General features: G+C 67.0%; 16 protein-coding genes. 3 read left to right on the top strand and 13 right to left on the bottom strand.

Annotated elements, in window-relative coordinates; translation table 11 throughout:
• Window positions 1-21: 21 nt before the first annotated feature.
• Together AC1HFW_RS23520 and AC1HFW_RS23525 are read right to left on the bottom strand one after the other, a co-directional pair.
• The gene (locus tag AC1HFW_RS23520) at window positions 22-1,233 is read right to left on the bottom strand and encodes an ABC transporter substrate-binding protein (RefSeq protein ID WP_006391669.1); all 1,212 of its coding nucleotides are present in this window, start codon (window positions 1,231-1,233) and stop codon (window positions 22-24) included.
• A gap of 78 nt (window positions 1,234-1,311) precedes the next feature.
• The gene (locus AC1HFW_RS23525) at window positions 1,312-2,103 is read right to left on the bottom strand and encodes an SDR family NAD(P)-dependent oxidoreductase (protein ID WP_006391667.1); all 792 of its coding nucleotides are present in this window, start codon (window positions 2,101-2,103) and stop codon (window positions 1,312-1,314) included.
• A gap of 226 nt (window positions 2,104-2,329) precedes the next feature.
• Here AC1HFW_RS23525 and AC1HFW_RS23530 point away from each other — a divergent pair, with 226 nt between their 5' ends.
• Window positions 2,330-2,986, top strand: a complete 657-nt coding sequence (locus tag AC1HFW_RS23530; RefSeq protein ID WP_231689816.1) for a GntR family transcriptional regulator — start codon at window positions 2,330-2,332, stop codon at window positions 2,984-2,986.
• 560 nt (window positions 2,987-3,546) lie between these two features.
• Here the strand turns inward: AC1HFW_RS23530 and AC1HFW_RS23535 are convergent.
• A complete protein-coding gene (locus tag AC1HFW_RS23535; RefSeq protein WP_061073116.1) occupies window positions 3,547-4,197 on the bottom strand; it encodes a carbonic anhydrase in 651 nt (216 codons plus the stop codon).
• 164 nt (window positions 4,198-4,361) lie between these two features.
• Window positions 4,362-4,697 carry an FxLYD domain-containing protein gene (locus AC1HFW_RS23540; RefSeq protein ID WP_479285336.1) on the bottom strand — a complete coding sequence of 112 codons (336 nt, stop codon included), beginning with the start codon at window positions 4,695-4,697 and terminating at the stop codon, window positions 4,362-4,364.
• 483 nt (window positions 4,698-5,180) lie between these two features.
• Between AC1HFW_RS23540 and AC1HFW_RS23545 the strand changes: the two genes are divergently transcribed.
• Window positions 5,181-5,552, top strand: coding sequence for a PsiF family protein (locus AC1HFW_RS23545; protein ID WP_479285337.1), 372 nt, complete (start codon window positions 5,181-5,183; stop codon window positions 5,550-5,552).
• Between the two features lie 73 nt (window positions 5,553-5,625).
• Here AC1HFW_RS23545 and AC1HFW_RS23550 read toward each other — a convergent pair whose 3' ends face one another.
• Genes AC1HFW_RS23550 through AC1HFW_RS23575 form a run of 6 tightly spaced genes read right to left on the bottom strand, consistent with a single transcriptional unit; the run spans window position 5,626 to window position 9,473 of the window.
• Window positions 5,626-6,666 carry a cyclase family protein gene (locus AC1HFW_RS23550; protein WP_479285338.1) on the bottom strand — a complete coding sequence of 347 codons (1,041 nt, stop codon included), beginning with the start codon at window positions 6,664-6,666 and terminating at the stop codon, window positions 5,626-5,628.
• Between the two features lie 3 nt (window positions 6,667-6,669).
• Entirely contained in the window at window positions 6,670-7,449 is a 780-nt protein-coding gene (gene pcaD, locus AC1HFW_RS23555) for a 3-oxoadipate enol-lactonase (protein ID WP_479285339.1), read from the bottom strand.
• A 55-nt stretch (window positions 7,450-7,504) separates the two neighbouring features.
• Window positions 7,505-7,801: a YciI family protein gene (locus tag AC1HFW_RS23560; RefSeq protein WP_006391660.1), complete on the bottom strand. Its 297-nt coding sequence runs from the start codon at window positions 7,799-7,801 to the stop codon at window positions 7,505-7,507.
• Window positions 7,802-7,813: 12 nt separating this feature from the next.
• Complete coding sequence (gene catC / locus AC1HFW_RS23565; RefSeq protein ID WP_479285340.1) at window positions 7,814-8,089, bottom strand: muconolactone Delta-isomerase; 276 nt, start codon at window positions 8,087-8,089, stop codon at window positions 7,814-7,816.
• 53 nt (window positions 8,090-8,142) lie between these two features.
• Window positions 8,143-8,787 (bottom strand): 3-oxoacid CoA-transferase subunit B, encoded by a 645-nt coding sequence (locus tag AC1HFW_RS23570; RefSeq protein WP_006391658.1) that lies wholly within the window; start codon window positions 8,785-8,787, stop codon window positions 8,143-8,145.
• Window positions 8,784-9,473 carry a 3-oxoacid CoA-transferase subunit A gene (locus AC1HFW_RS23575; protein WP_035359632.1) on the bottom strand — a complete coding sequence of 230 codons (690 nt, stop codon included), beginning with the start codon at window positions 9,471-9,473 and terminating at the stop codon, window positions 8,784-8,786. The genes AC1HFW_RS23570 and AC1HFW_RS23575 overlap by 4 nt, the downstream gene beginning before the upstream one ends.
• 170 nt (window positions 9,474-9,643) lie before the next feature.
• On the opposite strand from AC1HFW_RS23575, the gene AC1HFW_RS23580 reads away from it, so the two are divergent.
• A complete protein-coding gene (locus AC1HFW_RS23580; protein ID WP_061073119.1) occupies window positions 9,644-10,426 on the top strand; it encodes an IclR family transcriptional regulator in 783 nt (260 codons plus the stop codon).
• A 50-nt stretch (window positions 10,427-10,476) separates the two neighbouring features.
• Here AC1HFW_RS23580 and AC1HFW_RS23585 read toward each other — a convergent pair whose 3' ends face one another.
• The 3 genes from AC1HFW_RS23585 to AC1HFW_RS23595 all read right to left on the bottom strand — a co-directional run bounded on the left by AC1HFW_RS23585 (window position 10,477) and on the right by AC1HFW_RS23595 (window position 13,900).
• Window positions 10,477-11,205, bottom strand: coding sequence for an SDR family NAD(P)-dependent oxidoreductase (locus AC1HFW_RS23585; protein WP_479285341.1), 729 nt, complete (start codon window positions 11,203-11,205; stop codon window positions 10,477-10,479).
• Between the two features lie 220 nt (window positions 11,206-11,425).
• Window positions 11,426-12,766 (bottom strand): short-chain fatty acid transporter, encoded by a 1,341-nt coding sequence (locus AC1HFW_RS23590; RefSeq protein ID WP_061073121.1) that lies wholly within the window; start codon window positions 12,764-12,766, stop codon window positions 11,426-11,428.
• Between the two features lie 198 nt (window positions 12,767-12,964).
• Window positions 12,965-13,900: a 3-hydroxyacyl-CoA dehydrogenase family protein gene (locus tag AC1HFW_RS23595; RefSeq protein ID WP_061073122.1), complete on the bottom strand. Its 936-nt coding sequence runs from the start codon at window positions 13,898-13,900 to the stop codon at window positions 12,965-12,967.
• Between the last annotated feature and the right edge of the window lie 73 nt (window positions 13,901-13,973).

Below are 13,973 nucleotides of genomic sequence, written 5' to 3' on the forward strand. Positions count from 1 at the left end.
CACACTGGCCTGTGGTGGCGGTTACGGTTGGTACTGCCAGACGCTCTTGAAGGCGCCCGGCACGAGCGACATGTTGGTGCCGTCGAACTTGATGTAGATGGCCGACTCCTGCGCGGCGCGGTCGTTCGGGCCGAATTCGATCGGGCCGGCCATGACGCCGGAATCGAACTTCATGGTCTCCAGCGCGGCCAGCACCTTCTCGCGGGTGGGCTGCGGGCCGGCGGCCTTGAGCGCGTTGACCACCGCCATGGCGGGCGGCAGGCCGTAGGGCATGTAGGTCTGCGGATGGCCGGGCTTGGCGGCCAGGTCCGGATAGGCCTGCTTGTACATGTCGTAGACCCAGGTCAGCTTCGAGCCGCCGGGCACGTCGGCCAGCACTTCCTGGATGTAGACGTTCTTGAAAGCGTCCTTGTTGCCGACGTTCTCGACCAGCTGCTTCAGGTCGGCGGTGCCGTTGACGGCCAGCACGATGGGCTTGTTCCAGCCCAGTTCCTGCGCCTTCTTGATGATCAGCGCGGCGGGGCGGGCGTACGTCGTCAGCAGCAGCACGTCGGGATTGCCGGCGCGGATCTTGAGCATCGGCGCGGTGACGTCGGTGATGTTGGGATTGACCGATTGCACCTGCAGGTTCACGCCGCCCAGCTGCTTGGCCTGGGCCTGCGCCGCTTCCAGGTTCCAGCCGCCGTAGGCGTCGTCGTGGTTGATGTAGCCGATCTTGGCGGCCTTCAGGTGCTCGTTGGCGAACTGCACCATCGAGCCGCCCACGGCGTGCTGCGAGATCGAGAACGCGCCGTAGATGTACTTGGACGGCGGATACAGCGCGCCGTCGCCGGAGGCGTTGAGCATGACCAGCGGCACCTTCTCGCGCTCGACGTATTCGCGCGCGGCCACCACGGCGGCCGAGCACGAGCCGCCGTTCAGCAGGAACACCTTGTCCTGCTCGGTCAGCTTCTTGACCGCCGCCACCAGGTCGTTGGCGTTGCAGCGGTCGTCCTCGATCACCAGTTCGATCTGGCGGCCGTTGATGCCGCCTTCCCTGTTGACCTTGGCGTACCACATCTTGGCGGCGTTCAGCACGTCGAAGCCATAGGCCATGCCGCTGCCCGAGAGCGGCGCGAACAGGCCGATCCTGATGGTCTTGTCGGTGATGCCGGGTTCCTGCTGGGCCTGGGCGGAGGCGCCCAGGGCAAGGGCGCATAGCGCGGCGGCCGCGTGGCGGCGAAGGTGCTTCATGGTTTGTCTCCCGTTTTTTGAGTGCGCGCCTTTATCCATGGCGCGTTGCTGCGTGGCGGCGATGCCGCCGGATTGGGTTCACTGCATGCGGTAGCCACCATTCACGTCGATGACGCTGCCGGTGATGTAGCCCGCTTCTTCCGAGGCCAGGAAACGCACGGCCGCGGCGACGTCGTCCACCGTGCCGATGCGGCCCAGCGGAATCGCCTGCGCGGCCGCCGCGAGGGCGCCGCTGCTGGTGACGGTGCTGCGCAGCATGTCGGTGTCGATCAGCCCCGGCGCGATGCCGTTGACGGTGACGCCCAGGTGCGCGGATTCGCGCGCCATGGCCTTGGTCAGGCCCAGCACGGCCGACTTGGCGGCGATGTACGAGGCGCTGGAGCGATAGCCGCCCAACTGCGCGGCGACCGAGGTGAAGGTGACGATGCGGCCGTGCTGCAGCGGCGCGGCTTCGCGCCGGCGCAGGTAGGCGCGGCCGCACAGGAACACGCCGCGCGCGTTGACGGCGAAGCTGCGTTCCCAGATGTCGAGCGTGGTGTCCTTGATCAGCGGGCGTTCGCCGTTGGCCTGGAACAACAGCAGGCCGGCGGCGCTGACCAGCACGGCGATGGGGCCGTGCGCCTGTTCGATCTGGTCGAACGCCGTTTCGACGGCGCTTTCGTCGCTGACGTCGAAGGCATGGGCGCTGTGCGGCGCGCCCAGTTCGTCGGCCACGCGGCGGGCGCGCTGGGCATCCACGTCCGACACCACCACGCGGTAGCCGGCGCGGGCCAGTTCCTGGCAGATGGTGGCGCCGATGCCGCCGCCACCGCCGGTGACGAGCGCGAGCCGCGGGGCCGGGCCTGCGGCCGGCGTGGATACATTGGACATGCTGTCTCCTGTTGCGCGGATTCGCCTGCCTTGGGAGGGGCGTCCGCCGATCTGAATTTTTGGCGATTATGTATACATGAAGGAATGGCAGGTATAGGGGGTTTCCCGTAGTCGCAGAGGAACTTTGATCGTTCTCATTGGGGAAAGCCCTAGCGCGATGATAGGAGAGGCTGTCGCATGTATTCTTCATGTATACAATGCGGGCATGGATACGCTATCTCAACACGTGACCGATACGCTGCGGGACTGGGTGCTGCATGGCAAGTTCAGCCCTGGCGCCCGCCTGGAGGAAATCCCGCTGGCCGAGAAGCTGGGGGTGTCGCGCACGCCGGTGCGGGCGGCCCTGGCGACGCTGGGCAACGAAGGGTTGCTGGAGCATCTGCCCAAGCGCGGCTATACGGTGCGGGCCTATGACATCGCCGAGATCGTGGCGGCCTATGAGGTGCGGGCGGCGCTCGAGGGCCTGGCCTGTCGGCAGGCGGCGCTGCGCGGCCTATCGAATGACGCGGTGGCGGTGCTGAAGAACTGCCTGGACGAAGGCGACCGCATTCTCGGCAAGGGGGTGCTGCTGGCGGAGGATCACCTGCCGTATCAGCAGGTCAACATCACCTTGCACAACGGGATCCTGGAGGCGGCGGGCAATCCGTGGGTGAAGCGGTTCGCGACGCAGGCGCAGGCGATTCCGTATGCGTCGGATCGGATCATCCTGTGGGAGGACCATGGGATTATTCTGCGGTCGCATGATGATCATCATCGGATCGTGAATGCCATTATTGCGCGGGATGGGGCGCGGGCTGAGGATCTGATGCGGGAGCATGTCTATTATGCGGGGATTATTCTTAAGAATAATTATGAGAGGTTGGCGCAGGCTTATCGGGTTTGAGGGGGTTGCTGGGTTTTGCTGAGTGGCTTGGGGTTCTTAAGGCGCGGGTGACGGGGCAGGCGGGGGATGGCGGGGCTACGATTGCGGTCCGGAGCGTTCGCTCCGGACTGCCCCTGCGTCAACCTCGTCCGCCTGCGGCTCCCTTCGGTTTCCCTTGGGCGCATCTACACGCCCCGCCATCCCCCGCCTGCCCCGTCACCCGCTTGCGATGAGGCTTGGCGGCGGGCTTTGGGGCGAGTTGGTTGCTTGGCGTTTTTGCCAGCAATCGTGAGGGTGGGGAGGGGGGGGCGGGGTCGCCAAAGGCGGCCGCGCGGGCGGCCTTCTTTGGCGTTTGGGTGTCTTGCGTCGGCGGGATGACGCTGCGCGCTGGGGTCGGCGGGCGATGGCGCTGCTTGGGTTGCGATGCAACGCCTGTGGTTGTTTGGCGCGCCGATTGGGGTGGGTAATGGGCGGTGCTTGCCGCGTTTGTATGGTGCGGAAATGGCTGCGCTACCCGCCGGTGGCGGGCTGTGGCAGCGCGGCAGGCGCGCGGCGGGCAAGCCGCCGCGTTCGCCGGGCGATCAGCTGGGCAGGCCGGTTTCCAGGCAGGGGCTGAATTCGCCGGTGGCGTCGTCGCGCAGGAACAGGACGCCGGTGGCGACGCCGAAGTAGGTGCCGTGCAGTTCCAGTTCGCCGTTTTCGACGCGGCGGCGGATGGACGGGAAGGTCATCAGGTTCTTGAGGCTGTGGCCGATGACGGCGAGTTCGAGGCGCTTGAGGTTGGCGGCTCGGTCGTCACCGCCGGGGCCGAGTTCGTCGGCGACGGGAGCGATCTGGGACATCCACTTGCCGATGAAGTCGCCCTTGGTCAGGGGCTTGGCGTCGTCGAAGAAGGCGCGGATGCCGCCGCAGGAGGCGTGGCCGAGGACGACGATGTGCTTGACGTTCAGGCCGTTGACGGCGAATTCGATGGCGGCGCTGGTGCCGTGGTACGAGGATTCGGAGTCGGGGTCACAGGGCGGGACCAGGTTGGCGACGTTGCGCACGACGAACATTTCGCCGGGGCCGGCATCGAAGATGGCCTCGGGCGAGACGCGCGAGTCGCAGCAGCCGATGATCAGGATTTCCGGGCTTTGCCCAGTTTCGGCCAGTTTTTCGTAGCGGCTGCGTTCGGAGTGGAAGCGGCCGGCGAGAAAGGACTGATAGCCTTCGGTGAGTCTTTTGGGAAACATGATCTTTTCACTTCCTTGGTAACGATGCCAGGCGTGCTGGCGTGCCGGCAGACGCAACAAGGGGCTTCGTGTGGAAGCCCCTTTTGTCGAGTCGGCTGCCGAATTTTCCCACAATTGGACTTACGCCGGCTTGACTAAACCCTATCCAGATAAGGGTTTTTCGCCTATCTAGCACGTATGTCCAGCGCGGTGACCTTGGCGAATTGCAGCGGCGTGATCGCGCGGATCATCTTGATCTGCCCTGGCGCGAGCGGGCCGATGTCGTCGTCGCGCACGCGGCCGATTTCGCGGCCCTGGTCGTCGTAGAGGACGAAGGTGAGCATGACGTAGTTGACGGCGCGGGCCGACTGGTTGGCGAGCGAGCCGGTGATGGTGGAGACGTTTTCGTTGGTGTCGCGGATGGCCTGGACGTTGCCCAGCGTGACGCCGTATAGGCTTTGCGCCTGGGCGCCACCGGTCAGGCCGGCCAGCAATGCAAGGAAGGCAAGGGCGGTTTTCATGACGGTCTCCTGTGGGGCCCGGCTACCGGGTTGCCCTCGCCGCGGTCTCTGGCGTCGCGTGTCGGGGGCATGTGTCTATCTCACTCCTTTCCCGGGCGGGGCACAACGGCCCAAAGGGATGAATGGGTAACAGGTTGCTGGGGATAGCCGCAGATTCATTCGTGGATGCCACAAGTGCATCGGAATGTCTCCGACTTGCGGCTATTTGCCGGCCTTTCGGGGTGAGTTCCATGCTGTTCGGGACGTCGGCGGCGCCCTCGGCGTGACCGTTCATCCGAAGGGCGGAACGGACGCTGCGGGGCTCGCCGGACCTCGCCTTTCCGCAAGCTGAACGATCGCGGCGGCGTTAGCATTTGTTGTCCTTTCGGCGCTTGCGAAGCGTGCGGCTTTGTCCGATGATGACCTCGCCGGCAACTTGGCCGGCGGATCTTGCGGCCCGGGCGTGCGCCAGATGGCGCCGGCGGGCGATCAAGGGAGGAACTCATGCTTTCCCGTACTAGCCAATTGGCTTCGGCCATCGTGTTGTCCGCCTGCTGCCTCGGCGCCGTCTACGCCCAGACGCCCGCCGCCACGCCCGCACCCGCCAAGACCCCCGCGCCCGCAGCCACGCCTGCGGCCAAGACGCCGACCCCGCAGCAGCAGCGCATGGCCGACTGCAACAAGTCGGCGGAGGGCAAGAAGGGCGATGATCGCAAGACGTACATGAGCGCATGCCTGAAGGGCGAGGCGCCGGCGCCCGCCAAGGAATTGACGCCGCAACAGCAGAAGATGAAGGATTGCAACGCCAAGGCCGGCGAGCAGAAGCTGACCGGCGACAAGCGCAAGACCTTCATGAGCACCTGCCTGAAGGGCTGAACGCGGCATTGAATCCGCGCACAAAAAAAAGCGCCGGCCGTTGAACGGACCGGCGCTTTTTTGTGCGCGTCGCCTACACCGTGGCGATCGGCGTGACCGGCGAACCGATCGCGTGCGGCAGGCGCAGCGGCGGGGCGGTCAGCATGAAGCGGTGGCGGTCGTTGGCGCGCAGCCAGTCGGCCAGGTCCTTCAGGTACCACAGCTCGGCCAGCGGCAGGCCCAGCTTGAACAGGCAGTGGTGGTGCAGCGGCAGCATCGCGCGCGGGCCGGTCTTTTCGCGCGCGGGATAGGCTTCCACGGCGTAGTTGTCGGCGCAGATGGCGGCGATGCCGCTGTCGGTGATCCACTGCAGCAGCGCCGCATCGGTGCCGTCGAGCGCGGCGCCGTAGGTGTGCAGCACCTCGGCGTCGGGCTTGCCGGCCATGGCGACCACGGCCTCGGCGTAGCCGGTGCGCAGCACCAGCATGTCGCCGGGTTCGATCTCGATGCCGTCGGTCTTGAGCACGTGCATGATCTCGGCGTGGCCGATCAGGGTGCGGCCGGGGCCGTAGTGGCGCGCCAGGTCCAGCAGCACGCCGCGGCCCTGCATGCCTTTCTGCGCCAGGTTCTCGACACCCAGTTTCAACGCGGCCGAGGGGCCGCCGCTGTTGCAGCCGCAGCCGGTGTGGTCGCCGTCGGCCGGGCCGATGACGTCGACGCCGGCCTGGAAGCCGTTGTAGTAGCGCAGCTCGGGCTTGCCGTCGCCATCGGCGTCGAACAGCGCGCCGACGTGCGCCAGCGCGTCCCATTGCGTCGAGTACTGCATCGACAGCAGCACCTGGTCGTCGCTCAGCACGTCGACCGCGTCCGGGTTGACGTTGCGCAGCGGGAAGTTCAGGTAGGGCGTGTCGGCCAGCCGGGTCGGGCTCAGCTGAGGCGGATGGCGCCGCGGGTTGAGCACGTTGCCGCCGGGCAGGTCCAGCGGCAGCGACAGGCAGAAGGTCTTGCCGGCGCGGATTTCACGCGCGCCCTTCAGGACCTGTTCTTCGGTGATGAGATTGAGGCGGCCGAGTTGGTCGTCGGGTCCGAAGTCGCCCCAGTTGGAGCCTTCGGGCCGATGGGTCCAGCGCTGCATGGCTTACTCCGTGAGGAAGTCGACCACCGCGCGGGTGAAGGCTTCCGGTTGTTCCCAGTTGGAGATGTGGGAGGTGTTCAGTTCGAGATAGCGCGCGCCGTTGATGGCGCCCGCCAGTTCCTTGCCCTGCGCGGGCGTGGCGGCCAGGTCGTGGGTGCTGCTGATGACCAGCGTCGGCGCCTGGATGGCGGACACCTGCTCGCGGAAGTCAGCGTCGCGCAGCGCGGCGCAGTTGCCCGAGTAGCCGGCGTCGGACGTGCGGCGCAGCATGTCGACCAGCACTTGCGACAGGCCCGGCTCGGCGGCGCGGTAGCCGTCGGTGAGCCAGCGCTCGACCAGCGTGGGCGCCATCTTTTCCAGCGTCTGTTCGGCCACGGCGGCGATGCGGGCGCTCCAGCCTTCGGCCGAGCCGATGCGCGCGGCGGTGTTGCACAGGATCAGCTTGCCGATCAGTTGGGGGCGGTTCAGCGCCAGCCATAGGCCGGTGGGGCCGCCCATCGACAGGCCGCAGAAGTGGGCGCGTTCGATGTTCAGGTGCGCCAGCAGTTCGGCGACGTCGTTGCCCAGCTGCGCGAAGCTGTATTCGCCGTCGGGGATCGAGGATTTGCCATGGCCGCGGGTGTCGTAGCGCAGCACGCGGAAGTGCTTGCTCAGCTCGGGAATCTGGCGCGCCCACATGTCGGCGCAGGTGCCCAGCGAATTGGAGAGCACCAGCGCCGGCGCGTCGGCGGGGCCATCGATGACGTAGTACAGCCGTGCCTGGCTGAGATCGGCGTAAGACATGCGAGAAATCCTCGGGGAATGAAAGCGCGGCCACCCGGAGGCGGCCGCGTGGCGATTACAGGTGGCAGGTGCCGTCGATGTAGGCCTTGCGCCAGCGCGTGATGGTCACGCGCTGGAACAGTTGCGCCTGGGCGAAGGGGTCGGCGTCGATGAACTGCTGCGCGGCCTCGCGCGTGTCCAGGTCGACGATGTACAGGCCGCCGCCCAGGTCCTTGCCGTCATCCTGCAGCTTGGCGCCGCAGGCCAGCAGCAGGTGCTTGTTGGCGTCCAGGTAGTCGAGGTGCGCGGCGCGATGTTGCTGGCGCACGGCCTGGTGGTCCGGCTTGTCGAAGGTTTCGATGATGTAGGGCATGGGCGGCTCCGTTCAGATCGCCGAGGGATGGCGCGCCAGCGCCGTCACCTGGATGTCCATGTAGGGGAACAGCGGCAGCGACGACAGCAGCGTGTGCAGTTCGTCGTTGTCCTGCACGTCGAAGATGCTGACGTTGGCGTAGCGGCCGACGACGCGCCACAGGCTCTTCCACTTGCCGTCGCGTTGCAGCAGCTGCGCCAGGGCCTTTTCGTCGGCCTTGAGCTTGTCGGCTTGGGCGGCCGGCATGTCGGCGGGCAGGTTGACCTGCATTTGAACCATGAACAACATGATGGGTGTCTCCAGGAAATCGGCCCCGGCGTTGCCGGGGCGCGGGGGAATGATCAGTTGGAAAACTTCAGCGGCAGGCCGGTCAGGCGCAGCAGTTCGTCGGCGGTGGTCTCGCCGAACATGTCGATCACCGTGACGCCATCGGCGCGGATGTCGAACACGGCCACGTCGGTGTACACGCGCGACACGCAGCGCACGCCGGTCAGCGGATAGGTGCAGACGTCGACCAGCTTGCTCTGGCCTTCGCGCGTTTGCAGTTCCATCATGACGAAGACGTCCTTGGCGCCGATGGCCAGGTCCATCGCGCCGCCCACGGCGGGGATGGCGTCGGGCGCGCCGGTGTGCCAGTTGGCCAGGTCGCCATGCTGCGACACCTGGAAGGCGCCCAGCACGCAGATATCCAGGTGGCCGCCGCGCATCATCGCGAACGAGTCGGCGTGGTGGAAGAACGAGCAGCCGGGCAGTTCGGTGACGGGCTGCTTGCCGGCGTTGATCAGGTCGTAGTCTTCCTCGCCCTTGGCCGGCGCCGGGCCCATGCCCAGCATGCCGTTCTCGGTGTGCAGGATGACTTCGCGGTCGGCCGGCAGGTGGTTGGCCACCAGCGTGGGCAGGCCGATGCCGAGGTTGACGTAGGCGCCTTCAGGGATGTCCTGGGCGACGCGGGCGGCGATCTGGTCGCGGGTCAGTTTGGTGCTCATTGCTGCTCCTTGGCGGCCTGGGCGGCGTCGATCTGCACGACGCGTTGCACGAAGATGCCGGGGGTGACGACGGTTTCCGGATCGAGGGTGCCCAGTTCGACCACTTCACGCACCTGGGCCACGGCCACGCGCGCGGCGCTGGCCATGATGGGGCCGAAGTTGCGCGCGGTCTTGCGGTACACCAGGTTGCCCCAGCGGTCGCCGCGCTCGGCCTTGATGAGCGCGTAGTCGGCGTGCAGCGGATATTCCAGCACGTACTGGCGGCCGTTGATCTCGCGGGTTTCCTTGCCGTCGGCCAGCGGGGTGCCGTAGCCGGTGGGCGAGAAGAACGCGCCGATGCCGGCGCCGGCGGCGCGGATGCGCTCGGCCAGGTTGCCTTGGGGCACCAGCTCGAGTTCGATCTTGCCGCTGCGGTACAGGCCGTCGAAGATCTGCGAGTCCACCTGGCGCGGGAACGAGCAGATGATCTTGCGCACGCGGTTGGCGCCCAGCAGGGCGGCCAGGCCGGTGGTGCCGTTGCCGGCGTTGTTGTTGATGATGACCAGATCCTTGGCGCCTTGCTCGAGCAGGGCGTCGATCAGTTCCATGGGCTGGCCGGCGGTGCCGAAGCCGCCGATCATGACGGTGGCGCCGTCCGGGACGTCGGCGAGGGCGGCCGCCGCGCTTGCAACAAGCTTAGAAATCATGGTGTTCGCTCATAGGTGGCGTGTCATAATTTGTTCTTAATTAGAACTTTCGTTCTTCTGAAGAACATCGTTTCATGGGGATAGTCGACCGTCAAGGCAAGCCGGCGCGGTGCGATCCTCCCCGTTTCAGGGTTGCCGGCAGCGGCAACTTTTTTTCTCGCGGTAGACGGATGGCCGAGCAAGCAACCCAGCAACCCAGCGACAGCTACGTTCAATCTTTTGCGCGCGGCCTGTCCGTGATCCGGGCGTTCGGCCCGGAACGTTCCCAGATGACGCTTTCCGAGGTCGCGGCCGTCACCGGCCTGACCCGCGCCGGCGCGCGCCGCATCCTGCTGACGCTGGAGCACCTGGGCTACGTCACGGTCGAGGACCGCAAGTTCGCGCTGACCCCGCGCATCCTCGAACTGGGCTACGCCTACCTGTCGGGCACGCCGCTGTGGAACCTGGCGCTGCCCTACATGGAAGAAGTGGCCGAGCTGACGCGCGAGTCGTGCTCGGTGTCGGTGCTGGAAGGCGCCGACATCGTCTACATCCTGCGGCTGTCGACGCACAAGGTCATGACCATCAACCTGGCCGTGGGCAGCCGCCTGCCGGCCTGGGTGACGTCGATGGGCCGCGTGCTGCTGGCGGGCCTGCCCGCGGCCGAACTGGACCGGGTGCTGGCGATCAGCCAGATCCAGGCCTATACCAAGGACACCGTCACCGACGTCGCCGCGCTCAAGGCCATCCTGGCCGGCGTGCGCGCCGATGGCTACGCCTGCGTGGCGCAGGAGCTGGAGCCGGGCCTGCAATCCGTGGCGGTGCCGATCGTCGACCGCAGCGGCCGCGTGATCGCCGCGATGAACGTCAGCGGCCATGCCAACCGCTTCTCGCGCGAGGAGATGCTGGCGACCTTCCTGCCGCCGCTGCGCCGCGCCGCCGACCAGATCAACCACGCGCTGCTGCGCCGCTAGGCGGCGCGGGCGGGCGGAGTCGGGCTGGCGGGCGGGCATCGCGGCGGGCCTCAGATGGGGGCGACGCCCAGCGTCGTGCCGCCGCAGACATACAGCATCTGGCCGGTGACGAAGCCGTTGTCGGGCGACAGGAAGAACATGGCGGCGCGCGCCACGTCCTCGGGCGTGCCCAGGCGCTTGACCACGATGCTGTTGATGATGCGCTCGGTCTGCGGCGCGCCGGCCGGATTGCTCTTGGTGAACAGGTCGGTGGCGATGGGGCCCGGGCCGATGGCGTTGACGGTGATGCCGTCGCCGCCCAGTTCCATCGCCAGCGTGCGTGTCAGGCCGACCAGGCCGGCCTTGGTGGCCGAGTAGACCACGCGGTCCGGCTTGCCCAGCGCGGCGCGCGACGACATGTTGACGATGCGGCCGAAGCCGGCCGCGCGCATCGCCGGCAGCGCGGCCTGCACCAGGATCAGCGCGGTGCGCAGATGCAGGTTGACCACGTAGTCCAGGTCGGCCAGCGTGGCCGTGTCGGCGGTGCCCGGGCGCGTGGCGCCGGCGTTGTTGACCAGGCCGACGATGTCGTAGGCGGCGGTCACTTCGGCGGCGACTTCCTTGGTGCGCGCCTCGTCGGTCAGGTCGGCCTGGTACGACACCAGCCCCGCCGGCGGATTGTCGGGCAGGCGGTAGTCGATGTTGACCACTTTGTGCCCGGCATCCAGCAGCATGCGGATGATGGCGGCGCCGATCCCGGCGCTGCCGCCGGTCACCAGATACGCGGTAGGTTTGCTCATCTCAGCTCCCAATTCAATTCTCAATGGCGACGTCCTCAAGAACACCGCCCTTCAACATTCCATCTGCCTCCCCAGCGAGGACACCGCCAGATCCGGCTCTGCCGGTCTGCAGGTGTCGCCCCCTTGAGGGGGCGCGCGCGAGCGCGTACGGGGTGGGTCTCGTTCTCCGGTCTGCAGGTGTCGCCCCCTGGGGGGCGCGCGCAAGCGCGTACGGGGGGGCTTAATGCGTCAGGTAGCCCCACGCCAACACGGCGGTGATGTGGATCACGCCGACCCACAGCATCATGATGACCGTGTAGCCCATCACGTCGCGCAGCTTCAGCTTGGACAGCGCCAGCGCCGGCAGGATCCAGAAGGGCTGCACCAGGTCGTTCCAGGCGTTGCCCAGCATCACCGCCATGGTGGTCTGGTTGAGCGCGCTGCCGATCTCGCGGGCGGCGTCGATCATGAACGGACCCTGGATGACCCAGTGGCCGCCGGCCGAGGGCGCGAAGAAGTTGATGACGAACGAGCTGATCAGGCCCCAGAACGGCAGCGTGGCCGGCGTGGCGACGTCGACGAACACCTTGGAGATCGTGGTCACCAGGCCCGAGGCGGCCATGATGGCCATGATGCCGGCGTAGAACGGGTACTGCAGGATGATGCCGGAGATCGTCTTGATGCCTTCGGTCAGCTTGGCCACGTAGGCGGCCGGCGTGCCCAGCAGGATGATGCCCAGGAACAGGATGATGAAGTTGATCAGGTTCAGGTCGAGCGAGCCGCCGTCGATGAAGTGGAAGACGACGTAGGCCACGCCCAGCGCGCCGATCAGCAGGCTCAGAATGCGGCTGTTGTTCAGCTTGGAGGCCAGCGTGCCCTTTTCGAGCAGGTCCTCGGCGGCGCCGGCAGAGGCGGTGTCGCGGTCGATGGCCGGGTCCACTTCGACGATCTTTTCGCCCTTCTTCGGGTGCAGCCAGGCGTTCAGCAGCGGCAGCGTCACGATGATCACCAGGCTGGTGATCAGCATCGGCACCGAGAAGATGGTTTCCGTCAGCGGGATGGTGCCCATCTGCTTGGCGGTGGGGTGGCCGGGGGTGGCCACCAGCACCGGGATGCTGGCCGACAGGCCCAGGCCGTACATGGTGAAGCCGCTGTAGGCCGCGGCGATGATCAGCGGGTAGTGCACGCCCTTGACCTTGAGCGCCAGCTTCTTGGCGACGATGCCGCCGATGACCAGGCCGAAGCCCCAGTTCAGGTAGCTGCCGATGCCGCCGACCAAGGTCGCGACGATGATGGCGGTGTGCGGCTTGTGCACGTGGCTGACGATGCGGTTGAGCAGGCGGTCGGTCAGCGGCGCGGTGGCCAGCACGTAGCCCATGGCCAGGATCACGGCCATCTGGGTGGTGAAGGCCAGCAGGCTCCAGAAGCCCTTGCCCCAGGCGCGGGTCACGTCGCCGATGCCCTGGCCTTCGATGCCCATGGCCAGCAGCACGGTGAGCAAGGTCAGCGCGATCGCGAAGACAAAGGGATCGGGCAGATACTTGCGCATCAGCTCAGTGAAAAAAGATGCCAATTTATTCATGGTGCCTCCTACGAACTCCGGTAAGGCGTATTGCTCTTGTGTCTTGCGCCGTGGCGCGCCGGGTGGGGGCGCGCAGCGGGTGGGACGGTCGGTTTCTTTGCGTGGTTGGGCTCGTGGCCCGCTGGCGCGTCGGGCGGATCGCCGCGCGCCTTATGGTGTAGGTATTCGGTGCAGGTATTCGGTGTTGCGGTCGCGGCGTCAGGAATCGCCGGCCTTGGCGTTGAGCCACGCCGCCAGCTCGCCCAGCGCCGCGCTCTTGTCGCGCAGCACCTGTTCGCGGCGCTCGGGGCTCCAGGTGTAGAACCCCTGGCCGCTCTTGGCGCCGAGCTGGCCGTTCTCGACCTTGCTCTTGAGCAGGTCGGACGGCTCGGTGCGGTTTTCCAGGTCTTTATAGAGATAGCTGGCGATGGCGTAGTGGACGTCGATGCCGTTCATGTCGCGCTGCTCCAGCGGACCCGACAGCGCCAGGCGGATGCCCAGGCTCCACTTGACCACTTCGTCGATGTCCTCGGCGCTGGCCACGCCCTTTTCCAGCAGCGAGATGGCTTCGCGCGCCAGGGCGTGCTGGATGCGGTTGGCGATGAAGCCGGGGATGTCCTGGCGCACCAGCACAGGCCGCTTGCCGCCCAGCCGCAAGGTGGCCATGACGCGCGCCACGGTCTCTTCCGAGGTGGCGTCGTTGCGCACCACTTCGACCAGCGGGATGACGTCGGCGGGGGTGAAGAAGTGCGTGCCGACGAAGCGGTCGCGGCGCGCCACGGCGCTGGCGATGGCGTTGATCGACAGGCCCGAGGTGTTGGTGGCGAAGATCGCTTCGGGCTTGCACAGCGCGTCGAGCTGGGCGAACAGGCCGCGCTTGAGCTCCAGGTTCTCGGGCACCGCCTCGATCACCAGGTCACAGGCGGCGGCCGCGTCCAGCGCGGGCGCCATGCGGATGCGTCGCAAGGCCGCGGCGACCTCGCCGGGCGCGTAGACGTTCAACTGGCGTTCGATGACGGCGCGGGCGCGATCCAGGGCGCCTTCCATCGGATCGACCAGGACCACGTCCAATCCCTTCGAGGCGAAGAGCGCGGCGATGCCGCTGCCCATGGCGCCGGCGCCGATGACGGCCAGATTCTGCAGGGGAGTATCCATGAGGGTTCGCTTGCCTTACGGGGCGCGCGCGGCGGGCGGCACAGGCGGAACCAGGGAACTGCGATCTGTCTCT

The sequence above is a fragment of the Achromobacter sp. ISS7 genome (assembly GCF_056523125.1).